Source organism: Streptomyces sp. NBC_00162, from assembly GCF_024611995.1.
In the GTDB taxonomy this organism is placed as follows: Bacteria; Actinomycetota; Actinomycetes; order Streptomycetales; family Streptomycetaceae; genus Streptomyces.
Genome location: NZ_CP102509.1, coordinates 2176351 through 2201124 on the forward strand (window position 1 = coordinate 2176351; position 24774 = coordinate 2201124).

The following is a 24774-nucleotide window of genomic DNA, read 5'->3' on the forward strand; positions in this document are numbered from 1 at the left end:
GACGGGCCGTTGCGTGCGTGTAGCGTCTGCGTCAGCTGTCGTGGTTCGGAAGTCCCCTTTGCCCACGCCTTGGTGTGGGCGTTTTGCTGTGCAGTGCCGCAGGAACCAGGACGATCACCTCCGCCTTCCGCATGGAGCGGGAGGCGTTCATCGACTGGAAGGCATGAGACATGGCTACGGGAACTGTGAAGTGGTTCAACGCTGAAAAGGGCTTCGGCTTCATCGCCCAGGAGGGTGGCGGCCCGGACGTCTTCGCCCACTACTCCGCGATCAACTCCTCGGGCTTCCGCGAGCTCCAGGAGGGCCAGGTCGTGACGTTCGACATCACCCAGGGCCAGAAGGGCCCGCAGGCCGAGAACATCACCCCGGCCTAACCCTCCCCACCCCGCCCGCGCGGCCGCCGCGATCGGCGCTCACGGCTGTCCGTACAGCTCGCAGGCGCCCGAACAGCGGACGTCTGCGATGTCGGCGGGAACCGAGGAGTACTGGATCAGGGCCGCGCAGCGTTTGCTGCGCGGCCCTGATCCGCGTCTGGAGCGGGACCGGCCGACGGGGAGGCAGACCGGCGACTGTCATCTCGGTGGAGGGCGGCGTGCGCTGTGTCCAAGGCCGCGCCCGGATGGTCCGCGCCTTGTACGCACGACTGGACCGGCTGATCGGGCCCGTGGCCGGCAGGCCGTAGGGCCCGGGTCATGGCCATGACGGTGAGCCCGTGATTGCGTCAGGACGGTTCGGTCAGGACGTGATCGGCGCGGGCAAGCTCGGAGACGTGAGCGGCCGCCCCTTCCAGGGGCAGGAGAGGCCGCAAGGGGCAAGAGGCCGGGGTGCGGTCGTGATCGACTCCCGAGGTGGGCAAGGGTGCCGAGTGAGCACAGGTGGTGGAAACGGCGTAGAGGGTGCCGGAACAGCCCCGGCACACCAGCGAGCCGTGGATCACGCGAGTACCTCCGTTCGAACCGACGCAGCTGCACCGTCAGCAGGGTGGGCATCCCCTGCCAGGTGCAGCTGCCGCAACGTGCTTTCCGTCTCACGCCAGAAGTGCTCGGCAGAGACCAGACGCTGCCACAGCGGGTCAGGACAGCAGGGGACGGTGGCGCCGCGGGCCGCCCACTCCTCGGCCAACCGCGCGTAAAGGGGTGTGCTCTCGTCCGGGACCTCTCCACCGGCCTCCCCACCGGCCTCCCCACCGGCGTGCGCCGGACTACGGGAAGGCCACCGGCGCAGCTGTTCCGGAAGACGGGCAGCGGCTCTGCGCTTACCACTGCCGGACTGAGCACTGCGGTCGAGGTATACCCAACGATCATCCGTCACGTTCGTCAAAACGATTCTTCCACCCCGTTGGACACCGTTTCCGGTTGGCCGCAACGGCCCCTCCTCCGCTCCCCTGGAGCGGCCGGGATCGGCAACCCCTCGCCGCAGTGGCGTGGCGAACTCGGCGGCGCGGCCGGTGTCCAGGTCCAGCTCGGCAGTCTCAGGGAGCGGCCGCGTTCGGTCCCGATTACCTCCTGACCAGCCAAGAGCAAATCTATCTCGGCTGGAGTAGACATTGGGCGGTGGCGTGGTTATGGTTTCTCGCGTAGCCCAGCGAGACAGCAGGGCCTGGCAGAGACGAACTGCCGGCAGTAGTACACGCAGTACCCGTAGGTGCAGTGCGCAGGACGGTGCGGTGGTGGAGTTCCGAAGCCATAGCTGGTGCAGGACGGCGACGGGACTGACGACCGGACCGGGTGGCCCGCAGTGATCAGGGGCCACCACGAGCAGTACCACAGTTAACGCAGTGGCAGTACCTGTAAGTGCAGTTCTCGTAGGTGCAGTACCCAGCAGGTAAGTCAGTGAGCAGCACCTCGGTGAAGGCGTCGAATGTGGGCGCGCGCACCGAGAAGTTCGGCAGTGGGGTTCCAAGCCAGAGCAGACGCAGGACGGGCGACGGGGCTGGCTGCCGAAACGTGGCGTTAGGCCAGGCCACGAGCATCACAAGCAGTTAGCAGTACCGGCAGTACAGCAGTAAGCATCACCAGCAGTACGCAGTCCCCCGCTTGGTAAGTAGTTGATCACCGAGGGAAGAACGGAGGAGCTTAGCGCCATCAGGATCGCCCGGGCCGGCAGGTTGAAGCCCGGGTACCGCAGGACATCGTTAGTGAGGTGGTCTCCGGTCAAGCAACCGCGATCCCCGCACCCCGATCACGCATGAGTCGGGTCTGCGGACACAGAAGGCCGGCGCAGTATGAGAGCCGGCAGATGGTGTAGTAGTTCCTTCGGGGCCCTGGTGCCATAGGCACCAGGGCCCCTCCACGCGTTCCAGAAAGAGGTTCAATGACAGCAGACGACTCGTTCGGCCGTCTCGACGACGACGACTACCCCGCCTACACCATGGGCCGGGCCGCAGCGATGCTCGGCACCACCCAAGGCTTCCTCCGCGCCCTGGGCGAGGCCCGCCTCATCACCCCGCTCCGCTCGGACGGCGGTCACCGCCGCTACTCCCGCTACCAGCTGCGCATCGCCGCCCGCGCCCGCGAACTCGTCGACCAAGGCACCCCGATCGACGCCGCCTGCCGCATCATCATCCTCGAAGACCAACTCGAAGAAGCCCAGCGCATCAACGCCGAATACCGCCGCGCCAGCGAATCCACCACTCCACCGGCCTCCACCTGAGGTGATCGTGCACGTCGGCATCGGCGGGCTCACGATCATCTCGGACCGCAGCTTGGACTCTGGACAGAGTGCTACTCGGGCGCCGAGGCTTCTGCGAGGTCCGCCCCGGCGTCAGCGCTGCGCGTGGCCTGGTGCGTACCGTGCCAGTCCAGGCACATGACCGTCGCGTCGTCCTGGAGACGTCCGCCATGAGCGCGCAGAACCTCTGCGACCAGGGCGCGGGAGGCCTCACGTGGGTGGAGATCGCCGGTGCTCACGATCAGGGAGAGCAGGTCGACATCCACGGCCTGGCGCTCGAGCATGCCGTCGGTGAGCATCACGAGCCGGTCACCCGGCTGCAGGTCCAGCCGCTGCACCCGGTAAGCGGTACGTGGCTGGATCCCAAAGGGTAGATCCACTTGGGGAACCAATTCCTCAACCTTTCCCTGCCTCAGGCGCAGCGGCCAGGGGTGCCCCGCATTGACGAACTCGGTGGTCCCGTCGAGCAGGCTGACGCGCAGCAGCTGTCCGGTGACGAAGCCCCGCCTGCCGTTGTCCACGATCGCTTGGTTGGCCTCGACAGCCTGTTGTTCGAGATCGGCCCCGGCACGTCGCGCCCTGCGCAGGGCGCCCACGGCCAGGGTGGCGAGAAGCGCAGCTTCCGCGTCGTGGCCGTGGCATCGGTGACGGAGAGCTGCATGGTGTCGCGGTCGACGACGTAGTCGAAGGTGTCACCACCGACGTGCGTCGCCGGCTCCAGTGCTCCGGCGACCGTGAACTGGGCCGCCTCACATGCCAGTGAGGCGGGGAGAAGTCGGTGCTGGATCTCGGCCGCCAGGTTCAGGGGGACGGGTACGGCGGCTCCATTGGTAGACGTCGGTGAAGGACCGATTGGCGATGACGATGTAAGCCAGGGCGTGCGCAGTCGCAGCGATCTGCCTCATCCCGCCGTCGTCGGGACGGTCCGGCAGGAACAGTTCGACCAGACCGATGGCGTCGCCGCGGTTGGTGACGGGCGCCACCACCCTGACCAGACCGTCGCCCTCCAGCTGGACGGCAGGCCGTTGTGTGCGCAATACGTCCGCGTAGAGGGTGCCCGGCAGAGCGACGCGCTCAGGGGGCTCATTGGACTCGACGTCGTCGGCTGCCCCGAGCCGCACCACAGACGACCCGGTGAAGTCCACGATCAGGAACGTGACCGCAGCAGCGTTCAGGCGGCCCCTGAGCATCCGGGCGACGACATCCAGTGACTCCACAGAGGAGGCGGCTTCCGCTGCCGCGAGAGCCGCTACCGCCCGTGCTGCTGAGCTGGTTCACCCGACAAGCGGGCAGCGGCCCGTACTCGGGAAATGTCGCCGCCATCGCTGCCTGCGCTGGGAGCCACTGTCCGGCCACCGGCGTAGCGCGCACGCCCGGAGTGCTCTGCGGACTCGGTTGCGCGGCAAGCACGGGGGCATGCGGTCGGGCAGATGCGAACCGGTGGTGCACCGAGCCACCACGTCTGGTCGCCGAGTACGCGGAGACGGTCTGTGAGCGGAGTGTGGATGTATGCGCGGGACAGCGGTTACACGTCCGGGCAGTCACTGGTGGGGTTCACCGTGGAGGCCGCTGACGGTGCCATCGGGCACGTGGACCGCCAGCAGGACCAGTCCGGCATGCAGCACCTGGTGGTCGACACCGGCGTGTGGGTGTTCGGCAAGAGCGTCCTGGTCCCGGCCAGCGCCGTCACCCGCATCGATGCCGAAGCGCAGGCGGTGAGGGTCTCGGCCACGCAGGAAGAGATCAAGGCCGCGCCCCGGTTCACCACCGACAGCGAAACAGCCGAGCACGACTACCTGTCCGCGGTCGGCGACTACTACGTCTCCCTCCGCCGCTCGCTCGCGCCCGGACCCGATGCCGGTCGGTAACCCACCGGCCCCACGCAACTGGGCGGTCATGCATCGACACGTCTTCGTGCTCAGTAGGTGGCGAGGGAGACGGCGATGTAGTGCGCGGTGAAGGCTGCCACGGTCAGGGCGTGGAACACCTCGTGGTATCCGAACCAGCGGGGTGAGGGGTCGGGGCGCTGGAGGGCGTACACGACGGCGCCCGCGCTGTAGAGCAGCCCGCCGGTCACGACCAAGGTGAGTACGGCCGCGCCGCCGCTGTGCAGGAAGTCGGGCAGGTAGCGCACCGGTGCCCAGCCCAGGGCCAGGTAGCAGGGCGTGTACAGCCAGCGGGGCGCTCCGATCCACAGGACGCGAAAGGCGATGCCGGCCAGAGCGCCCGTCCACACGATCCACAGGAGGACGGACCGCTGGTCAGGGGCGAGAAGGAGCACGGCCAGCGGGGTGCAGGTGCCGGCGATGATCAGGAAGATGTTGGCGTGGTCGAGGCGGCGCAGGACGGCCTCGCCGAGCGGTCCCCAGGTGCCGAGGTGGTAGACGGCGCTCGTCCCGAACAGCAGCCAGGCGGTGACCGCGTACACGGCGCAGGCCACGGTGGCCTGCGGTGTTCCTGCCAGGCAGATGAGGACGATGCCTGCGGCCAGGGACGCGGGGACCATGCCGGCATGGAGCCAGCCTCGTAGCTTCGGCTTGATCGGCTCCGCCAGATCGGCCGCTCGCTCGAACAGGTCGGCAACCGGCTGGGAGCCCTCGCTTCCTCCATCCGTCGGTGCGGAGAGAACACCGCCGGCTTCGGCGTCGTCCCGGGACACTGCTTCCCGTCCTGGCTCGGACTGCTGGGCATCACTGGCAACCATGAGTTCATGCTAGGAGCTGACTTGGAGCAGCATCACCTGAGGTCTGCCGCAGTCCGCCGGCGCGGCCGGGTCATCCGCCTCATCGCGTCGGTCCTGGCAGTCTTCCGCCAACTGGGTCGGTGGAACTCGTGTAATTCGGCGGGCCAGGGGAACGATCTGGGCTTCCGAACGGGCCTCTCCGCTCTCCTACGTTCAAGGACCGCCGATGCTTCCCGAGTTCCGCTCCCACGCGTCCGCCCCCCTGTCCCATCAACTGGAACAGCGGCTGGGGCTGGATCCACGTCTCGAAGCCGGCCTCATCGACGTGGAGCGCGTCGCGGACATCGCCGTCGTCGCATCGGCCCACTCCGACGGATACGTGGCCACCGCTCACCTCCTCGGTCTACTGGCCGCGCTCCCCGCCCCCACTGCGTCCGGAGAGCACTTCTGGTCGGAACTGTGGAGGTCCTCGGGCTCCCTCTACCTGCTGCCCGCCAACATCAAGGCGTGCGTGCTGAGTTCGCTGGCAGGAGAAGGCACCGGTCTGGCCGGGCAGATCCTCTCGGCTTTCGACGAGATGACCCCGCCCCAGCGCATCGCAGCCGGAGAGGTCATCGGCCAGGCACTCGCCGAGTCCGACCACCTCCCCGACCTCAAAACGCAGGTCATCGGCGAGCTGTGGCTCCGCGACCTCGAACTCACCGCCTGGCGCGTCCTCCACGCGGACCACAAATCAGCCGATCCGTCCAGGCGGGAGGCCTTCCTCGACGCATGGACGAGCATCTGATCCGCAAGGTCACCCGTGCCGTTCGACCCCGACCGCACCTGAAGGACCGGTGAGGGGAGGGATCCTGACTCCTCCCTCCCCTCACCCCTCAACCGTCAGGCGCCCCTTGTCGCCCGCCGCACCGCTCCCTTGTCGCGGGCAGCGCGCACCGGGCGTCAATACCGCCGGCGACCTCCTGCTGACGTTCATCGTCGGAGTGCTGGTAGATCATCGCGGCCTTCTCCGAGGACTGCCCGGCACGGACCATCGTGCCCTTGAGGGTCGCGCCGGACTGGGTGGAGAGGGTGTGTCCGGTGTGGCGCAGGTCGTAGAAACGGAAGACCGCCGAACGCGACAGCTTCCGCGCGGCGCCCAGGCATCCACGGTCGTGATCACGATCAAGAAGTCAGATATGGGAGCAACGTACCCACCTGATGGGACGTTGGTCTGGACACCCGAAGGTCCCGTTGAACGGTGGCGCCAGGCCGCGCAGTCCCGCAGATCATGGGACTGACCGCGCAGCGGTCATTCAGAGGATGTCTGGACCCGGCCCGCCCAGAGTGAGCTTGGCAGTAAGGCCCGTTGATCATTACTGCACGGCGAACGCGTTCGCCCGGACCCGGCCATGGCGGCGTGTGTCGGCGGTCAACGGCGCGGGCCCTACCGGGTCGCTGCTGGGGTCATCAGGTGTGCAGACGGCTGTTGGGGCCGTCCTGGTCGCCGGCACTCTCGTCGTTGAACCAGTAGTCACCGGCGGCCAGGTACCGGAAAGAATGCGTGCTCTTGCTCGGCAGCTGGACCGTGACCGCCCGCTTCCCGTCTTTGCGGGGCCGCAGGGTGTGGGTACCAGGCTGCCAGTCGTTGAAGTCGCCCACCACGCTGACCGGGCCGGGCGGGGTGTCGGCGGGCAGGACGAAGGTGACTTCCGTGCGGTCCTTGCGCAGCGTGTGCTCCAGTCGCGCTTCCGCTGCGGGCTGCTCAGTTCCCTCTTCCTACGCCGCGTAGCCCTCCCTGCCGCCGCAATCACGGCCCCAGCCAGCGGCGATCCGCCGTCAGAAGCTGCCTCCGCTGGGGGGAATCTGGGGGGAATGAGGCCTCGTTGGGGGGCGGCTGGGGGGAATCGGCTGTATATACGGGCAGCAGGGTGAAAGACTCGGAAAGGTCGATCGCTGCAGGTCAGACCGCCTACGTAGGGAATTTCCGCAGGTCAGCGGCATGCGGGTGACAACTTCAAGAAGATTTCCTCATGGGCCGCCATCTTGTTTGCACCCACGTTGGTGGGAACGATCTACGGCATGAACTTCGAGACCATGCCGGAGCTCAAGTGGGCCGGCGGCTACCCCTTCGCAATCCTGCTGATGGCAGTGGTCTGCGTGAGCCTGTACGTCATCTTCAAGAAGCGCGACTGGCTGTAGTAGGCGGAGAACGGTTGCCCATCACGGAAGGCCCTTGGTGGGGTTCAGTGGCACAGGGCGGTGTCCACTGCGCGTTCCAGGTTCGTCCGGCCCGCCTCGTCGGTGAGTTGCATGGTGACCGCGATGTTGGTGGCGCGGCCGTCGTCGGTGGCGCCGCCGCGGGTTTCGTACCCCGGGAAGCTGCCGCCGTGGCCCCAGGAGAGACCGCCGCACGGCAGCGGCCTGCTGACGAGTCCGAGTCCGTAGCGGGCTCCGGGGCCGAAGGTGGCTTCGGCGGGGACGGTGGAGCGCATCTGGGCGAGTTGGGCCGGGGGCAGGAGGCGGCCGGCCAGGAGTGCGCTGAAGAAGCGGTTGAGGTCGGAGTTGGTGGAGACCATCTGGCCTGCCGCCCAGCCCCAGGAAGGGTCGATCTCGGTGATGTCTCGCAGCGGTCCGTCCGGCGATTCGCGGTAGTAGCCGTGGGGGTGGGGTTCCCGGATGCTCGCGTCACCGGGGGCGGGGAAGTAGGTGTGGCGCAGCCCGATGCGCTTCATGATGCGCCGGTCGATCTCCTCGGCCAGGGGGCGGCCGGTGACCTTCTGGACGATCAGGCCGGCGAGCACGTAGTTGGTGTTGCTGTACTTCCAACTCGTTCCGGGGGCGAAGTCCGCCGGGTGCCGGAGGGCTGTGTCGAGCAGTTCGCGGGGGGCGTAGTAACGGACGTCGTCCCCGAGGTGGTTGCTGTAGTTGGGGAGTCCGCTGGTGTGCTGGAGGAGCTGGCGGACCGTGATGCGCCGTCCGTCGGTCCCCTCCCCGCGGACAAGGCCGGGCAGGTAGGTGTCCACGGTGGTGTCGAGGCCGATCTTTCCTTCGCCGACCAGCTGCAGGACGACGACCGCGACGAAGGTCTTGGTGTTGCTGCCGATCCGTATCTGGCCGTCCCTGGGCACCTTCGAGCCGGTGGCCAGGTCGCCGAGCCCTGCGGTGTAGGTGCGGGTGCGGCCGTCACGGTCCTGGACGCTCGCCAGCGCGGCGGGCATCCCGTCGTCGCGCACCAGCGCGTTCAGACTCTGCTGGACGGCGTCCGGCCTGGCGGCAGAGGCGGCGGGCGGGGCGAGGACGCCCAGTGTCATGACGCCGATGGCCACCGCGGCTGCGGCGGGCAGGGCTCGTCGCCGCGTGCCCTGCTGCGGGCCCGGCGAGCGAAGCCCTTGTCGTATCTGTCCACGCATGAGTCAGCTCCTGAGGAATCGTTGGATCGTCGTTCGGGTCGCCGGGTTGCCGGGTGCGTGATTCATCCGCACAGGGCCCTGTCCACGGCGTTGTTCACGTGCTGCGTGGCCGCCTCGTCCGTCGGGATGCTGGTGACCGCGATGTTGGCGGCGCGGCCGTCGTCGGTGACTCCGCCGCGGGTCTCGTATCCCGCGATGTCGCCGCCGTGGCCCCAGTAGACGCCGCCGCACGACAGCGGCCTGCTCGTGAGACCCAGCCCGTAGCGGAGGCCTGAGGTACCGGCGGGGACCGTCGTGCGCATCTCGGCGAGCTGGGCCGCCGGGAGGAGGCGGCCGGCGAGGAGCGCGGTGAAGAAGCGGTTGAGGTCGGAGTTGGTGGAGATCAACTGGCCTGCGGCCCAGCCCCAGGAGGGGTCCATCTCCGTGAAGTCGCGCAGCGGTCCGTCCGCCGGGTTGCGGTGGTAGCCCTGGGGGTGCGGCTCTCGGATGGTCATCTCTCCGGGGGCGGGGAAGTAGGTGTGGCGCAGCCCGATGCGCTTGATGATGCGCCGGTCCATCTCCTCGGCGAGGGGGCGGCCGGTGACCTTCTGGACGATCAGGCCGGCCAGGACGTAGTTGGTGTTGCTGTATCCCCACGTCTCCCCCGGAGCCGCGTCGGCCTTGTACCGGAGGGCGATGTCGAGCAGCTCGCGGGGTTCGAGGTACCGGTTCCTGATCTCGTCGTCGTCGACGTGGACGCCGTAGTCGGGGAGTCCGCTGGTGTGCTGGAGGAGCTGGCGGACCGTGATGTGGCGTCCGTCGATCCCCTCCCCGCGGACGAGTCCGGGCAGGTAGTCGTCCACCATGGTGTCGAGGCCGATCTTTCCTTCGCCGACCAGCTGCAGGACCACCACCGCGGTGAACGCCTTGGTGTTGCTGCCGATCCGTACCTGGCCGTCCCTGGGCACCTTCGAGCCGGTGGCCAGGTCGCCGACCCCTGCGGTGTAGGTGCGGGTGCGGCCGTCACGGTCCTGGACGCTCGCCAGCGCGGCGGGCATCCCGTCGTCGCGCACCAGCGCGTTCAGACTCTGCTGGACGGCGTCCGGCCTGGCGGCGGAGGCGGCGGGCGGGGCGAGGACGCCCAGTGTCATGACGCCGATGGCCACCGCGGTCGCGGCCGACACGGCTCGTCGCCGCCCGCCGCCCTGCTGCCGGGTCTGAGTACGCATGAGTCAACTCCTGGGAAGAATCGTTCGGTCGGGGCACGATCCTGGTCTCCAGGGCCCTGTGGCCGCATCGCGGGAATGCGGGAGAAATGGCTCCCCCGATCGGGGGAGGCTGCCGGTGGACGGCCCGGCGATACTGGCGATCATGATCAGGGGAATTCGGCCGCTGTTGCGCGGCTCCACGTATTCGGGTGTGCTGTTCGCCTATTGCGGCGCTCTGGCGAGCCTTCCGCTGCTGCCTTTCGCCCTGTTGCCGGCCCTGTCGTGGCGATCCGCTCCCGAGAGCGTGCAGATCGTCCTGGTCCTACTGGTCTGGGCGGCACTGGTCGGCGTGGCCGGACTGGCGCGCCCCGTACGGCGGGCGCTGGTCGTGTCCGCCCGACGGCTGCTGCGGGTGCCGCTGCCGGATCCGGCGACCGGTCGCCGGACTTCCGGTTCGCTCGGCCTCGACCGCTGGCGGACCCCGCTCTGGCTGGTGCTGCACGTGGCCGTCGGTTGGACGGGGGCGCTGGCGAGCGGGGTGCTGTTCCTCATGGGCCTCTCCCTGCCGGGGAACTGGCTCGGCAGCGAGGCGCGGGGGAGTCTGTTCGGCACGTCGGTCCGGGTGTCGGGCGGCGGCTGGAGCTGGGTGGTGGCGGCCGTGTGCATCCTGCTGGCGGTAGCCGTCTGCGCACTGGTGACGAAGGCCCTGCGATGGTCGGCGCCACGGCTGCTGGGGCCGTCGGCGGCCGAACGGCTCGCGCTGGCCGCCGAGCGGGAACTGCAGCTGGCCGAACGCAACCGGATAGCCCACGAGTTGCACGATTCGATCGGGCACACGCTGACCGCGGCCACCATCCAGGCGGCGGTGGCGGGCGAGGTGCTCTCCGCCGACCCGGCGGCGGCGCGGGCCGCCATGCGCAGCATCGAGGAGTCGACGCGGGCCGCGCTGGAGGACCTGGACTACGTACTCGGGGTCCTGCGCGAGGAACAGTCGGGAACGGCGCCCACCCGGACCCTGGCCGACCTCCCCGAGCTGCTGGACCGCCTGCGGCACGCGGGGGCGGTGGTGGAACCGGAGCTGTCGGGCGAGCTGGCGCAGGTGCAGGGGACGCTCTCCCGGGCGGCGTACCGGATCCTCCAGGAGGGGCTGACGAACGCGCTGCGCCACGGGGCGGGTGGCCCGATCGAGGTGCGGGTGGCGGCCGGGCCGGACGGACTGGATCTCACGGTGGTCAACCGGACCGGGGCGGGGACGAGCACCGGCAAGGGCCCGGGTGCCTTCCCGACCTCCGGCCACGGCCTGCCCGGACTGGCCGAGCGCGTACGGCTGCTGCACGGCGAGTTCGAGGCCGGCCCGGACGGGCCGCAGCACTGGCGGCTGGCCTGCCGGCTGCCGGTACAGGTGTCGGTACGGGGGTCGGAGTGAGTGATTCCGGCGCGGGCGAAGGCACGGCCCTACCCGCCGTCACCAGCCCGGCCGTCACCAGCCCCGCCGTCACCCTCCTGATCGCGGACGACGACGAGGTGACCCGCAGCGGCCTGCGCATGCTGCTCGCCGCACAGCCGGGGATCACGGTGGTCGGCGAGGCCGCCGACGGCGTCGAGGCCGTCGAACGGGCGCTGAGCCTGCGGCCGGACGTGGTCCTGATGGACGTGCGGATGCCGCGTCGCAACGGGATCGAAGCCACCCGCCACCTGCTGGCCGAAGCGGCCGACCCGCCGAAGGTCGTGGTGATCACCACCTTCGAGAACGACGGCTACGTCACCGCCGCCCTCAGCGCGGGCGCCAGCGGCTTCGTACTCAAACGCCTCCCGGTCCGCCGGATCGCCGAGGCGGTACGGGTCGTGGCGGCGGGCGAAGCGGTCCTCTTCCCGGCCGCACTGGGCCGCATGGTCGCCCCCCGCCCGCTGGGCTCCGCCGAGGCCCTGCCGAAGGCCGCCCTGACCGGCCGGGAGGAGGAGGTGCTGCGCCTGATGGCCACCGGGCTCTCCAATCCGGAGATCGCGGAGTCCCTCACGGTGAGCCTGGAGACGGTCAAGACCCACGTCGGCAACGTGCTGACCAAGCTCGGCGCGCAGAACCGGACCCATGCGGTCGTGATCGCGTACGAGTCCGGCCTGGTGGTCCCGGGCTTCGCCGGCTGACCGGCTTCCGCTCCAACGCGCCACCGCCACCGCCACCGCCACCGAGGAGCACTCGCTCCTCAAACCCGCCCAGCAAGACGGTCGCTGACGGCTCGCGACTCGCTGCAGTTGACGGGTCCTCGCCCCCGACGTGACTTCGCCTCTGCAATCGTCTACTCCAGCGTGCTGCCGATGCGCAGGTTCCACCGATGGGCGCGGCCCGTGAGGTGGGTTGCGGTGAGGGGGCGGATGTCCATGCGCCAGAACATCTCGTCGGGCGCGGTGAGGGCGTGGAGCACGGCGGCGCGGATCACGTCCGGTTCGGCTACGGCCGTGATGTGCTCGGACCGGTCCCCGTCGGCCAGGGCGTCGAGCCAGGCGCCGACCCGCAGGCGTACGTCGCGCAGCGATTCCCCGCCGTGTGGTGCAGCCGTCGGATCCGACAGCCAGGCGGCGACGGCTTCCTCCTCTGCGGCTGCGACGGCGTCCAGGGTCCGCCCCCGCCAGCGCCCCATGTCGCAGGCGGCCAGGCCGGATGACGGCTCCGGCCGGAGGCCTAGAGCCCTGGCGGTCTGGCGGCAGCGGGGGGAGGGGGAAACGTAGGTGCGCGCGGGCGGGTTGAGGCCGGCTGCGGCGGCCTCGGCGCGAGCGATTCCCGCGGAATCGAGGGGGCTCTGGTCGTCGAACCGGACATCTCGCAGTGCTTCGCTCGTCGCGGGGGAGATCAGCGTCAGCCGGACTGTCATCGGATCCTTTGCGGTTGCGGTCGTCGGCAGTTTCAGGCCGGCACTCTATCCAGGGGGCGTGCGCGAGTGATGCGGGCCTCACGCCCTTGGCGATGTGGGCGGCGCGCGGTACCGTCAGGCGACATTTCAACAAAGTGACGACGGCGAGACGGAAGTCCGGTGCGAATCCGGCATGGTCGCGCCACTGTGTGCTGCGGTGACTCCCCCACGGGGTGCGCCGCGGCGAGTCAGACCCGGGGCCCGTCGTCCTGCACCACCGTATGGGACGCGTGTTCCCCGAGGAGGTTCCACCATGGCCGAGGCCGTCGTCTCCACCGCCATACCCACCCCTTCCGGCTCCCTGCCGGCTCCGCTGCCCGTGCGCGCGGTACTGCCCTGGGCGCTTTTCGTCGGCCTTCTGATGCTCGTCGCCCTGTACTTCGTCGGCGCCGAGCAGGGCGCCACCTCCGTGTTCTCCGGCGCCGGAGTGCACGAGTGGGTGCACGACGGTCGTCACCTGCTCGGCTTCCCCTGCCACTGAGAGGCAATGCACATGTACGCCTCAACTGTCAGAGGGCTCCTGGTCCGCGGCATGCTCGCGGGCCTGATCGCCGGGCTCTTCGCCTTCACCGTCGCCTACGTCGTGGGTGAGCCTCCCGTCAACGGCTCCATCGCGGTGGAGGAGGCGCAGGCCGCCCAGGACGCGGCGGGCGCGCACGCCGGGCACGGCGGCGCCGCGGGCGAGGCCGCCGAGCAGGAAGAGGAACTGGTCAGCCGGCCGGTGCAGTCGACGGCCGGTCTGGCCACCGGTGTCCTCGTCTACGGTGTCGCCCTGGGCGGCATCGCCTCCCTGGCGTTCTCCTTCGCCCTGGGGCGCGTGGGCCGGTTCAGCCCGCGGGCGACGGCGGCCCTCACCGCGGCGGCGGCCTTCGCCACCGTCTACCTGGTGCCGTTCCTGAAGTACCCGGCCACTCCCCCGGCGGTCGGAAACCCGGACACCATCGGGCAGCGCACCACGCTGTTCTTCCTGATGATCCTGCTCAGCGTGCTCCTCGGCGTCGGCGCGATCATCGCGGGCCGGCGCCTGGCTCCGCGTCTGGGCAACTGGAACGCGACCCTGGCCGCCGGTGCCGGCTTCGTCGTCGCCGCCGGCCTCGCGTTCGCGTTCCTGCCGGACAACGACGACGCGATCAAGCCCGGCTTCCCCGCAGCCCTGTTGTGGGAGTTCCGGGTCGCCTCGCTGGCCGTCCAGGTCGTGCTCTGGGCAGTGTTCGCCATCGTGTTCGGCGTTCTGGCCCAGCGGCTCCTGGCCACACGTACGGCCGACGCCGATGCGGCCGTACCGCAACGGACGCCCGCCCTCGGCTGACTGGCCTCCGGCGCGGCATGACACTGCCCCGCCACCCCTTGTGGGTGGCGGGGCAGTGTCATGCCGTGGCACGTCCTAAGTCAGCGGCGGACGCAGCGGCATCGGCGGCATCGGGAGCGGCGGGAGGGACGGCTCGTACAGCCAGGCCGAGAACAGGTCGTCCATCGGCTCGGTCGCGTAGCGGGCCACATGGCCGGTGAAGTTGCCGGTGGTCACCACACCGTGCCGGTGCACGGTGGCCCAGTCGCGCAGCATGCGGAAGAACGCGGCGTCGCCCAGGGCGCGGCGGATCGCGTGCACGGCGAGCCCCCCGCGCTGGTACAGGCGGTCGTCGAACATCAGCTTGCGGCCCGGGTCGACCAGCCGGAGGTCCTGCGGCTGCGAGGCCAGCAGCCGGTGCGCGGTGGCGGCCAGCTCGTGCGCGGTGCGGCCGCCGGAGCGCTCCGACCAGAGCCATTCGGCGTACTTCGCGAAGCCCTCGTTCAGCCAGATGTGCCGCCAGTCGGCGATGGTCACGCTGTTGCCGAACCACTGGTGCGCCAGCTCGTGGGCGATGAGCCGCTCCGAACCGCGGACGCCGTCGACGTGGTTGACGCCGAACGTGGAGAGGCCCTGGGCCTCCACCGGGACGTCCAGTTCCTCGTCGGCGACGACCACCGCGTACTCGCCGAAGGGGTAGGGCCCGAACAGTTCCTCGAACAGCTGCATCATGGCGGGCTGCCGGGCGAAGTCGCGGGAGAACCGCGCCAGCAGGTGCGCCGGCACGTGGGCGCTCTGCGGAACGCCGCCGAGCCCGGGGTCGCCGAGCAGCACCGTCTGGTACATGCCGATGGACAGGCCGACCAGGTAGCTGGAGGTCGGCGCGGACTGCTCGTACACCCAGGTGGTCGTGCTGGCCTTCGTGGTCCGGGTGAGCAGCCGGCCGCCCGCGACCACCGTGTAGGGGGAGGGCGTGTTGACCGAGATCTGGTACGAGGCCTTGTCGCCGGGGCGGTCGTTGCACGGGTACCAGGAGGGCGCGCCGACCGGCTGGCTGGCCACCAGCGCGCCGTCGGTCAGTTCCTCCCAGCCGAGGCCGCCCCAGGGGCTGCGCACCGGCTTGGGGTTGCCCGCCCAGTGCACCTCCACGGTGAAGGCGGCGCCGGCGGGCAGCGGCTTGGCCAGCCGGACGCGGAGCTTGCCGCCCCGGTGCGTGTAGAGGGGGGCCCGGCCGTTCAGGAGGACGCGGCCTATTTTGAAATCGGCCAGGTTCAGGTGGAACTCGGAGAGCGGCGCCCGCCCGGCGATCGCGCTGAGCCGGGCCGTCCCGGCCAGCCGGTTGGGGCCGGGCCGGTATTCCAGAGCGAGTTCGTACCGGTGCACGCGGTAACGGGAGTCGCCGTTGGCCGGAAAGTACGGGTCCGATACCGCTGTCTGCTGGCCGTTCACTGCCGCTTCCGTTCTGGCCCTGTCAGGACCGCCACGCCTCGATCGGATTGCCCAGCCAGCGGGAGTCGGCGGGCACGGATTCCCCGGCCATCACGAGGGAGGCGGGACCCAGGGTGCTGCGCGCCCCGACCGTACTCCCGGGCAGGACGATTCCGCCCGGGCCCAGGGTGGCGCCCTCACGGAGGACCACAGTATCCGTCCTCAAGATCCGGTCGTGGAAGAGGTGCGTCTGCAACACACAGCCACGGTTCACGCTGACCCCGTCGCCCAGCACCACCAGGTCCGTCTCGGGCAGCCAGTAGCTCTCGCACCACACGCCCCGGCCGATCCGGGCACCGAGCGAGCGCAGCCACAGGGCCAGCACCGGCGTGCCGGGCACCGATCCGGCCAGCCACGGCACGGCCAGGACCTCGACGAAGGTGTCGGCCAGCTCGTTGCGCCATACGAAGCCGCTCCACAGCGGGTGCTCCCCCGCCCGGTGGCGGCCCACCAGCAGCCACTTCGCGGCCACGGAGACCACGCACGCGGCCACACCGGCGGCGACCAGGACCGCTCCGGACAGCAGCGCGGTGCCCCAGATCCCGAGGCCGCTCGTCGTGATCAGCGCGCAGAGCGCGGCCACGGTCAGTACGGCCAGGGCGGCCGAGCAGAACACCGGGACGAGTCGGCACAGCTCCACCAGGCCGCGCGCCCACAGCAGCCGCGCGGGCGGATCGTAGGTCCGGCTCGCGTCGGAGTCCGCGGCGGAGCGCGGCAGCCGGACGGGCGGCAGGCCCAGGTAGGAGCTGCCCTTCTTGGCCTTCTTCGGGGTGGCGGACAGGACGCCGACCAGCCCGTCGTCCGGGACGGTGCGGCCCGGTGCGGTCATTCCGGAGTTGCCGAGGAACGCCCGGCGGCCGATCTCGGAGTGTCCGATCCGCATCCAGCCGCCGCCCAGTTCGTAGGGGGCGGTCAGGGTGTCGTCGGCGAGGAACGCGCCCTCGCCCACCGTGGTGAGGCTCGGCAGGGCGAGCACGGTGGACACCTCCGCGCCCCGGCCGATCTTCATGCCGAGCAGCCGCAGCCACACCGGTGTGATCAGTCCGGCGTACAGCGGGAAGAGCGTCTCCCGGGACAGGTCCATCAGCTGGGTGACCGTCCAGGCCTGCCAGCCGACCCGGCTGTGCGTCGGGTGGTTTCCCGTGCGCAGCCCGAGGCTGAGGAGGCGTACGGAGACCAGCAGGAGCAGCGCGTACGCGAATCCGAAGGCGAGCGCCCCGGGCACCACGGCGAGCAGCGCTCCGCGCAGGGCCGGGACGAGCCCGGCGTCGGCGGGCACGAACCGGCTCACCACGAGCAGGGCGGGCAGGGTGGCGAGCACGGGCAGGGCCGTGAGGCAGAAGCCGGCCGCCCCGTAGGCGGCACGCCAGAAGAGCCCGCGCGGCGGGCGTTCCTTGGGCCAGTTCCGCTTGGCCTTGCCGAGCTTGCCGGCGGGCGCTCCGGCCCAGCGCTGGCCGGTCGGGATCTGTCCGACCACGGCGGAGCCGGGGGCCACCTCGGCCCGCTTGCCGACCCGCGCGCCGGGGAACAGGATGCTGCGGGTGCCGACGACGGCGCCCGCGCCGACCTTGACCGGGCCCATCTCGAGCCGGTCCCCGTCCAGCCAGTGCCCGGAGAGGTCCACCTCGGATTCCACGGCGCAGCCGCGGCCGAGCTTGAGCATGCCCGTGACCGGCGGCAGCGAGTGCAGGTCCACCTCGGGGCCGATCTTGGCGCCGAGGGCCCGGCCGTAGCGCTCCAGCCAGGAGCCGGTGAGCTGGGTCGCGCCGACGTACTCGGCCAGCCGCTCGGCCGTCCACAGCCTCAGGTGGACGCTTCCGCCGCGGGGGTAGCGGCCCGCCTTCACCCCGCGCAGCAGCAGGCGTGCGCCGCCCGCCGCGATCGCGAGGCGGCCCGGAGGGCTGTAGAGCAGTGCCGTACCGGCGGCGACGAGCCACCAGGAGGCGGCCGGGGCCCACGGGTAGGGCCCGAACCAGTGCAGCACGTTGCCCAGGGCCAGCAGCGCCACCGTCCAGCGCAGGCCGACCAGGGTGAACAGCGGGAGCAGCAGGAGCGACTGGATCACCTTGGAGCGGAGCGGGACCGGGGCGACGGTCCGGGCCGCGTCGTCGTCCCGTACGGACTTCTCCAGCCGCCGGGCGAGCTTGCGCAGGGTGGGCTGCTGGTAGATGTCGAGTACGGCCGCGCGCGGGTAGCGGGAGCGCAGCCGGGTGGTGAGCTGGGCAGCGGCGAGGCTGCTGCCGCCGATCGCGAAGAAGTCGTCGGCGGCGCCGGTGACGGCCACGCCGAGGGTCTCGCTCCACTGCTCGGCGAGCCAGGCCTCGGTGCCGTACAGCTGCTCGGCGGGGCCGGTGGTCTCGAGTTCGGGCAGCGGCCAGGGCAGCGCGTCCCGGTCCACCTTGCCGGAGGTACGGGTCGGCAGCTCCTCGACCGGTGCGAGCAGCGGTACGAGGGCCGCGGGCAGCTCGGCGCGCAGCCGCGTCACCGCCTCCGCGTGGTCCCAGCCCTCCTGGGCGACCAGGTAGCCGACGAGCAGCTGGTTGCCGCTGCGTGCCGTGCGCACGGCGGCGGCCGCGCCGGCGACGCAGGGCAGGGCCTGCAGCGCGGCGTCCACCTCGCCCAGCTCGATCCGGCGGCCGCCGAGCTTGATCTGCTCGTCACCGCGGCCGAGGAAGACCAGCCCTTCCGGTTCCGCGCGGACGAGGTCGCCGCTGCGGTAGGCGCGCTCCCAGCCGAGGGATTCGAGCGGGGCGTACTTCTCGGCGTCCTTCTCGGGGTCCAGGTAGCGGGCGAGGCCGACGCCGCCGATGACGAGCTGGCCGCTGCCGCCCATCGGCACGGGCTCGCCGGACTCGTCGACCACGGCCAGTTCCCAGCCGTTCAGCGGGAGGCCGATCCGGATCGGCTCCTCGCCGGTCAGGAGCGAGGCGCAGGCGACGACGGTGGCCTCGGTGGGGCCGTACGTGTTCCAGACCTCGCGGCCCTCGGTGACCAGGCGCTGGGTCAGCTCGGGCGGGCAGGCCTCGCCGCCGAAGATCAGCAGCCGGACCTCGTTGAGGGCCTCGGGCTCCCAGAGGGCGGCCAGGGTGGGCACGGTGGAGACCACGGTGATCTCCTGTTCCACCAGCCAGGGGCCGAGGTCGGCGCCGCTGCGCACCTGGGAGCGGGGGACGGGCACGAGGCAGGCGCCGTAGCGCCAGGCCAGCCACATCTCCTCGCAGGAGGCGTCGAAGGCGACGGACAGTCCGGCCATGACCCGGTCGCCGGGTCCGATCGGCTCCTCGGCGAGGAACAGCGCGGCCTCGGCGTCCACGAAGGCGGCGGCGCTGCGGTGGCTGACAGCGACGCCCTTGGGCTTGCCGGTGGAGCCGGAGGTGAAGATGATCCACGCGTCGTGCTCGGGGCCGGGCCGGGCGGCGGGGGCGGCGGCGTCGGCGGGTGCGGTGACGTCGATGCGCTGTCCGGCGCCCAGCACCGCCCGCACCCCGGCCTCGCCGAAGACCAGCTCGGCCCGCTCGTCGGGGTCCTCGGCGTCGACCGGCACGTAGGCGGCGCCCGCGGCGAGTACGGCGAGGATGGCCACGTACAGCTCGTTGGTCCCGGACGGCACGCGTACGCCGACCCGGTCGCCGAGCCCCACTCCGGCGGCCGCGAGGGCGCGCCGCCTGCGCTCGACCTCGGCGGCCAGCGCCCGGTAGGTCAGCTGGGCGGCGCCGTCGTCCAGGGCGGGCTCGTCGGGGTACGCCCGAACGGAGGCCTCGAGGATGTCGACGAGGGTGCGCGGCGGGGCGGCGGGCCCGGCGGAGAACCGGGCGGATTTGCCGGACTCCTCGAGCGCTTCTCCGTCGAGCACTGCCCCGTCGTCGAGCAGAGTGAGTTCACCGTGCTCAGGTGTGGCTGCCATCGGCCCTCGCGTCTCGTTCCCGGATGCGTCCCGGGTCGCCGGCGGAGCCCGGGATTGCCCGGGTTGTTCCGGTCCGACGCCAAACAACCCTCCATTCTAGTGCGTCATCGAGATTTTTCAGGTTGAACCCTTGCGCGTGGCCGGGAAGAGACGGTATCCAGGCGGGTCAGCTGAGCTGGCGGCGGACCAGTTCGTGGAACAGGCCGCTCGTGTCGGCGAGCAGGTCGGCGGGGGTGCCCTGCTGGACGATCCGGCCGTCCGCCATGGCGATCACCCGGTCGGCGTCCATGATCGTGGACAGCCGGTGGGCGATCACGATGCGGGTGGCGTGCAGGGCGCGGGTGGATTCGATAACCACGCGCTGGGCCTCGTTGTCCAGCGCGCTGGTGGCCTCGTCGAAGAACAGGACGCGGGGCTTGCGGATGAGGGCCTGGGCGATCATCAGCCGCTGGCGCTGGCCGCCAGAGACGGTGCCGCCGCCGTCGGACAGCATGGTGTGCATGCCCATCGGCATGGCCTTGATGTCCTCGGCCAGTCCGGCCATCGCGGCCGCCTCCCACGCCTCCTCGAGCGAGAACGCCTCGGCGCCGCATATGCAGTCGAGGATCGAGCCGGTGAAGGGCTGCGCGTTCTGCAGGACGACGCCGCACTGGCGGCGCACGGCCGCCTGGTCGAGTGCCGCCAGGTCCTGGCCGTCGTACAGCACGCTGCCGGTGGCGGGCTTGTCGAAGCCGATGAGCAGCCGCAGCAGGGTCGACTTGCCGCAGCCGCTGGCCCCGACGATCGCGACGAACTCCCCCTGCCGCACCTGGAAGTCGATGCCGTCGAGTACCGGCGGGCCGTCGTCGGCGTAGCGGAAGGACAGGTTCTTGGCTTCGACGGCGCCGGTCAGCTCGCCCGGTCGGATGCTGGCACGGCCGGCCTCCGGGGCCTCCCGCAGGAGCGGTCTGACCTGCTCGAACATCGGCAGCACCGCGGCGACCGAAATGAGTGCGCCGGTCAGCTGCGTGACCGAGGACATCAGCATGGTCAGCGCGGTGCTGAAGGTGAGGAACTCGGCAGCGGACATGGCGCCGCGGGCCGGCCCTGCCAGCAGCGCGAACATCACCAGCGTGCACAGCGGCAGGTACACCGCGCCCAGCACGGTGGTCACGTTCTGTACCCGGCCGACGCGCTGATGCAGTTCGCGGGTACGGGCGAACTCCCTTGCCCAGGCGGCGTAGGCGAAGCTCTCGGCCGCGGCGACGCGCAGCTTGGGCAGCCCGCGCAGGGTCTGGAAGGCCTGATTGTTGAGCTGGTTGCCGAGTCTGACCAGCCGGCGCTGGTAGCGCAGCTGCCACAGCCCCAGGCCCAGGAACACCGCCGCGACGACGACGAGCATGGCGAGCGCCGCCATCGCCAGCGGCACGCTGTAGACGAGCAGCAGGACGAGGTTCATCGCGGCGACGGCGCCGGCCTGTACGCAGACCGAGCCGATCCCGGACAGCATGCCGCGGATGGCACTGATGCCCATGGCCGCACTGGCCAGTTCGCCGGTGGAGCGGCCGGTGAAGAACCGCGTCGGCAGCCTCAGCAGCCGGTCCCACACCGCCGGCTGCAAGGTGGCCTCGATACGGCCCTCCAGGCGCAGGATCGACATGTTCTGCAGCAGCATGAAGGCGGCCGCGACGACGCCGGTCGCGATGAGTCCCAGCGCGGTCTGCACGATGAGGCTGTTCTCGGCCTGGGGGACGTACCGGCCGAGCACCCGGCCGGTGGCGATGGGCACCAGTGCGCCCAGGATCACGGCGACCAGCCCGCCCAGGGCCAGGCTGCGCAGCTCCGGCAGGGTGCCGCGCAGGCTGAAGCGGAGCAGGGCCGGCAGGCCCACCCGCCCGTCGGGCAGCGGGCGGTAGAACATGACGGCGCGCGGTTCGAAGGCGGCCTCACCGCTGCGGTCGATGCGCTCGCGCGTGCCGGTGGCGGGGTCGACCGCCTCGTAGCGGCCGCGCCGCCACAGCAGGGCGACCGGGGTGCCGTCCTTCTCGCGCCGGCCCACCAGGGGTCCGCTGTTCTCCCGCCACCAGCGCCCGCTGAGCCTGACCACGCGGGTGCGCACCCGGGAGGCGAGCGCGATGCGTTCGACGGGGTCGGTCCGCTCGGAATCCGCGCCCGCCCCGCCCGGTTCGGTCAGGGTGATGCGGGCTTCTTCGGCGACCAGGCGGCACACGGCGAGGGTCGCGTCGACGCTCGCGCCCCGGTGACGGGAACGGCCGCCCGAGCGGCCGATGGAGGCCAGCAGCGTCCGGTCCGCCTGGGTACGGGCTGCCTGGCCGGCCTCGATGCCGGCCGCCATGCGGTCCTCGTGGGCGCGCTCGAGCTCCTCGATCGAGCGGTCCAGGGCGTACAGCAGCCGGTACTGCTGGTCGACCATGCCCTGCCACATCGCCGGGTCGACGAGGAGGGTGCCGGCCGTGCCCTGCTCGTACACCGCGCCGTACCGCACGCTGCCAGGGGTGACCTGCATCCACAGGATGTCGTCGTCGGCCTCGCCCGGCCCGGTGGCGGCGCGGCCGTCCAGCGGCGCCTGGTAGAGCACGCGCAGGCCGCGGCCGATGCCGCGCGCGAACGCGTCCTCGAGAGGGCTGGGCTGGGGCGCCGCCGGGGCGCCGTACTCCCCCTGGTCGGTCCACCCGTGGGGGTACGGCGCGCCGTAGTCCGCGGCGGACAGCTCCCGCAGCTCGATGCGGCGCAGCAGGCACCCTTGCAGGGGCCGGGCGACCAGGGTGTGCTCGGGGCCGTCGACCGGGCCCAGCAGCAGCGTGCCCGCCCCAAGCCGGCCCAGGAAGTGCCAGTGCCCGGCCTGCGCCGCGTCGACGGCGAAGAGGTCCAGCTCGCCGTGCACGACGAGCCACAGGACGAGCGGGCCCTCCAGGGACAGGCTGCGCAGCCCCGTGCAGTCGACCGGTGAGCCCAGCTGGCCCAGGGCCGCGACGACCGGGTCGTACGGCCCGCCCGGGGCGCCGTCCCAGGGTGCGGCGGCGGCCATGGCCTGGTGCGCGTACGTCACTTCAGTGCTCCTTGACCAGTGCGGCGTACGCGCCCTGCGCGGCGAGCAGGTACTCGTGCCGGCCGCGTTCCACGACGGTGCCCCGGTCGAGGACGACGATCTCGTCGCTGTCGCGCACCGTGCTCAGCCGGTGGGCGATGACCACACAGGCGCAGCCGCGGCGCCGCAGGTTGTCGATGACGGCCTGTTCGGTCACCGCGTCCAGGGCGCTGGTCACTTCGTCGAGGACCATGACGCTGGGGCGGCGCACCAGTGCCCGGGCGATCTCCAGCCGCTGGCGCTGGCCACCGGAGAAGTTGCGGCCGTCCTGCTCCACGCGGCTGTGGATGCCGCCCGGGCGGCGGGCGACCACGTCGTGGACGGCGGCGTCCTCGAGGGCGGCGATGACGGCCTCGTCGGGGATGGAGGGGTCCCACAGCGTGACGTTGTCGCGGACGGTGCCCTCGAAGAGGAAGACGTCCTGGTCGACGAAGGAGACGGAGGCGGCGAGCGCGCTGCGCGGGATGTCCTCCAGCCGCATCCCGTCGATGCGGATGGCCCCCTTCCAGGGGGTGTGGAGGCCCGACATCAGCCGTGACACGGTGGACTTGCCGCTGCCGGAGCCGCCGACGAGCGCGACCTGCTGCCCGGGGCCGACCGCCAGCGAGAAGTCCTTGAGGAGCGGCGCGTCCAGCGGGCTGTAGCCGAAGGTGACGTTGTCCAGTTCCACGTGCCCCTTGAGGCGGCGGGTGCCGGCGGCGGGCTCGCGCCGCGAGAAGACCGGGTCGACGGGAAAGTTCTCGACGTCCTTGAGGCGGGCCACGTCGGCCGCGAAGTCCTGGATCCGTCCGGCGACGCCGCCCAGCCGGGAGATCGGCGCGGTGAAGCTGGTCACCAGGGCCTGGAAGGCGACGAGCAGACCGACGGAGAGGTGCCCCTCCACCGCCCGCACGCCGCCGATCATCAGGATCAGCGCGCTGTTGAGGGCCGCGAGTGTGGGCGCGACGATCGCCAGCCACGCGCCGGGCACGCCGAGCCGCTGCTGTACGTCGAGGGTGACCGCGTGCTGTCCGGCCCAGCGGCGGAAGAAGCCGTTCTCGCCGCCGGTGGCCTTCATCGTCTCGATGAGCTGGAGGCCGCTGTAGGAGGTGTTCGTCAGCCGGGCGCTCTCGGCGCGCAGCTTCTGGGTGCCGGTGGCCCTCAGCCGGATCACGATGCGCATGGCCACCACGTTGAGCAGCGCGATCAGTACGCCGACGACGGTGAGCTGCGGGTCGTAGGTCCACAGCAGCACGGCGTACAGCACGACCACCACGGCGTCCACGCCCGCGGCAGCCAGGTCCCGGGCGAGGGTTTCGGCGACGGCGTCGTTGGACTGCAGGCGCTGCACGAGGTCGGCCGGGTTGCGCTGGGAGTAGAAGGTGACCGGGAGCCGGAGCAGGTGCCGCAGGAAGCGGGCGCTGCCGAGGGTGGAGGCGATGATCCGCCCGCGCAGCAGATTGGCCTGTTGCAGCGCGGTGAGCGTGGCGGTGAGCACCAGGGTGACGGCCATGGCCGCGAACAGCACGCCCAGCAGGGAGGTCTGCTCGCCGATGAGGAACATGTCGATGTAGGTGCGGCTCAGGGCGGGCACCGACGCGCCGACGGCCACCAGCAGGAGGCTGGAGATCACGGCGGCGGCCATGGTGCCCGAAGTACCGCGCAGGTGGGCCGGTATGGCGCCCAGGACGCCCGGCTTGCGGCCGCCGCGGCGGAAGCCGTCGCCGGGCTCGAAGGTGAGCACGACCCCGGTGAAGCTGGTGTCGAACTCGTCCATGGGGACGAACCGGCGGCCCTTGGCGGGGTCGTTGACGTACACGCCCCTGCGGCCGAAGCGGCGGCCCATCCCGTCGTAGACGACGTAGTGGTTGAACTCCCAGAAGAGCACGGCCGGGGCGCTCACCTCGGCGAGCGCGGCCAGGTCCATCTGCATGCCCTTGGCCTTCAGCCCGTAACCGCGGGCGGCCTTGAGGAGGTTGCTGGCGCGGGAGCCGTCGCGGGAGACTCCGCAGCCGATGCGCAGCTCCTCCAGGGGAACGAAGCGGCCGTAGTGGCCGAGCACCATGGCCAGGGCGGCGGCTCCGCACTCCACCGCCTCCATCTGGAGCACGGTGGGGGTGCGTACGGTGCGCGCCGTCCTGATCCTGGGGGCGGGCGCGGACCTGCGGCGGGAGCGGCCCTGGGCG

General features: G+C 71.2%; 17 protein-coding genes, 3 pseudogenes and 1 riboswitch. Of the genes and pseudogenes, 9 read left to right on the forward strand and 11 right to left on the reverse strand.

Annotated features, from left to right (window positions below; translation table 11 throughout):
- Positions 1 to 170 precede the first annotated feature (170 nt).
- Together JIW86_RS10720 and JIW86_RS10725 are read left to right on the forward strand one after the other, a co-directional pair.
- Positions 171 to 374 (forward strand): cold-shock protein, encoded by a 204-nt coding sequence (locus tag JIW86_RS10720; RefSeq protein WP_257552146.1) that lies wholly within the window; start codon positions 171 to 173, stop codon positions 372 to 374.
- Between the two features lie 1939 nt (positions 375 to 2313).
- Positions 2314 to 2652 carry a helix-turn-helix domain-containing protein gene (locus tag JIW86_RS10725; protein ID WP_257553545.1) on the forward strand — a complete coding sequence of 113 codons (339 nt, stop codon included), beginning with the start codon at positions 2314 to 2316 and terminating at the stop codon, positions 2650 to 2652.
- Positions 2653 to 2723: 71 nt separating this feature from the next.
- Here JIW86_RS10725 and JIW86_RS10730 read toward each other — a convergent pair.
- A pseudogene (locus tag JIW86_RS10730) lies at positions 2724 to 3860 on the reverse strand (PP2C family protein-serine/threonine phosphatase).
- Positions 3861 to 4175: 315 nt separating this feature from the next.
- On the opposite strand from JIW86_RS10730, the gene JIW86_RS10735 reads away from it, so the two are divergent.
- Positions 4176 to 4538, forward strand: a complete 363-nt coding sequence (locus tag JIW86_RS10735; protein WP_257553546.1) for a PRC-barrel domain containing protein — start codon at positions 4176 to 4178, stop codon at positions 4536 to 4538.
- A 50-nt stretch (positions 4539 to 4588) separates the two neighbouring features.
- Here JIW86_RS10735 and trhA read toward each other — a convergent pair whose 3' ends face one another.
- Complete coding sequence (gene trhA, locus JIW86_RS10740) at positions 4589 to 5374, reverse strand: PAQR family membrane homeostasis protein TrhA (RefSeq protein ID WP_257553547.1); 786 nt, start codon at positions 5372 to 5374, stop codon at positions 4589 to 4591.
- Positions 5375 to 5579: 205 nt separating this feature from the next.
- Here trhA and JIW86_RS10745 point away from each other — a divergent pair, with 205 nt between their 5' ends.
- Positions 5580 to 6140 carry a hypothetical protein gene (locus JIW86_RS10745; protein WP_257553548.1) on the forward strand — a complete coding sequence of 187 codons (561 nt, stop codon included), beginning with the start codon at positions 5580 to 5582 and terminating at the stop codon, positions 6138 to 6140.
- Between the two features lie 88 nt (positions 6141 to 6228).
- Here the strand turns inward: JIW86_RS10745 and JIW86_RS10750 are convergent.
- Positions 6229 to 6459 (reverse strand): annotated as a pseudogene (locus tag JIW86_RS10750) (site-specific integrase); the annotation flags it as partial.
- A gap of 343 nt (positions 6460 to 6802) precedes the next feature.
- A complete protein-coding gene (locus JIW86_RS10755; protein ID WP_257559284.1) occupies positions 6803 to 7075 on the reverse strand; it encodes an isoamylase early set domain-containing protein in 273 nt (90 codons plus the stop codon).
- Positions 7076 to 7342: 267 nt separating this feature from the next.
- Between JIW86_RS10755 and JIW86_RS10760 the strand changes: the two are divergent.
- Positions 7343 to 7534, forward strand: a pseudogene (locus JIW86_RS10760) (CorA family divalent cation transporter); the annotation flags it as partial.
- 44 nt (positions 7535 to 7578) lie between these two features.
- Here JIW86_RS10760 and JIW86_RS10765 read toward each other — a convergent pair.
- Both JIW86_RS10765 and JIW86_RS10770 read right to left on the reverse strand, forming a co-directional pair.
- Positions 7579 to 8745 carry a serine hydrolase domain-containing protein gene (locus tag JIW86_RS10765; RefSeq protein ID WP_257553549.1) on the reverse strand — a complete coding sequence of 389 codons (1167 nt, stop codon included), beginning with the start codon at positions 8743 to 8745 and terminating at the stop codon, positions 7579 to 7581.
- Between the two features lie 62 nt (positions 8746 to 8807).
- Entirely contained in the window at positions 8808 to 9953 is a 1146-nt protein-coding gene (locus tag JIW86_RS10770; protein WP_257553550.1) for a serine hydrolase domain-containing protein, read from the reverse strand.
- A 142-nt stretch (positions 9954 to 10095) separates the two neighbouring features.
- On the opposite strand from JIW86_RS10770, the gene JIW86_RS10775 reads away from it, so the two are divergent.
- On the forward strand, positions 10096 to 11358 hold the full coding sequence (locus JIW86_RS10775) for a sensor histidine kinase (protein WP_257553551.1): 1263 nt from the start codon (positions 10096 to 10098) through the stop codon (positions 11356 to 11358).
- Positions 11355 to 12077 carry a response regulator gene (locus JIW86_RS10780; protein WP_416237550.1) on the forward strand — a complete coding sequence of 241 codons (723 nt, stop codon included), beginning with the start codon at positions 11355 to 11357 and terminating at the stop codon, positions 12075 to 12077. Before JIW86_RS10775 ends, JIW86_RS10780 begins: the two co-directional genes overlap by 4 nt.
- Positions 12078 to 12229: 152 nt before the next feature.
- Here the strand turns inward: JIW86_RS10780 and JIW86_RS10785 are convergent, their stop codons facing one another.
- The gene (locus JIW86_RS10785; protein WP_257553552.1) at positions 12230 to 12802 is read right to left on the reverse strand and encodes a histidine phosphatase family protein; all 573 of its coding nucleotides are present in this window, start codon (positions 12800 to 12802) and stop codon (positions 12230 to 12232) included.
- 150 nt (positions 12803 to 12952) lie between these two features.
- Positions 12953 to 13035: riboswitch (cobalamin riboswitch) on the forward strand.
- Between the two features lie 59 nt (positions 13036 to 13094).
- Here JIW86_RS10785 and JIW86_RS10790 point away from each other — a divergent pair.
- Both JIW86_RS10790 and JIW86_RS10795 read left to right on the forward strand, forming a co-directional pair.
- The gene (locus JIW86_RS10790; RefSeq protein WP_215145784.1) at positions 13095 to 13322 is read left to right on the forward strand and encodes a CbtB domain-containing protein; all 228 of its coding nucleotides are present in this window, start codon (positions 13095 to 13097) and stop codon (positions 13320 to 13322) included.
- A gap of 12 nt (positions 13323 to 13334) precedes the next feature.
- The gene (locus tag JIW86_RS10795) at positions 13335 to 14150 is read left to right on the forward strand and encodes a CbtA family protein (protein WP_257553553.1); all 816 of its coding nucleotides are present in this window, start codon (positions 13335 to 13337) and stop codon (positions 14148 to 14150) included.
- A gap of 75 nt (positions 14151 to 14225) precedes the next feature.
- Here JIW86_RS10795 and JIW86_RS10800 read toward each other — a convergent pair whose 3' ends face one another.
- The 4 genes from JIW86_RS10800 to JIW86_RS10815 form a co-directional block, all read right to left on the reverse strand.
- On the reverse strand, positions 14226 to 15578 hold the full coding sequence (locus JIW86_RS10800) for a M1 family metallopeptidase (protein WP_257553554.1): 1353 nt from the start codon (positions 15576 to 15578) through the stop codon (positions 14226 to 14228).
- A gap of 22 nt (positions 15579 to 15600) precedes the next feature.
- Entirely contained in the window at positions 15601 to 19521 is a 3921-nt protein-coding gene (locus tag JIW86_RS10805) for a Pls/PosA family non-ribosomal peptide synthetase (protein ID WP_257553555.1), read from the reverse strand.
- A 166-nt stretch (positions 19522 to 19687) separates the two neighbouring features.
- Positions 19688 to 22549: an NHLP bacteriocin export ABC transporter permease/ATPase subunit gene (locus tag JIW86_RS10810; protein ID WP_257559285.1), complete on the reverse strand. Its 2862-nt coding sequence runs from the start codon at positions 22547 to 22549 to the stop codon at positions 19688 to 19690.
- 22 nt (positions 22550 to 22571) lie between these two features.
- Positions 22572 to 24689: an NHLP family bacteriocin export ABC transporter peptidase/permease/ATPase subunit gene (locus JIW86_RS10815; protein ID WP_257559286.1), complete on the reverse strand. Its 2118-nt coding sequence runs from the start codon at positions 24687 to 24689 to the stop codon at positions 22572 to 22574.
- Positions 24690 to 24774 lie beyond the last annotated feature (85 nt).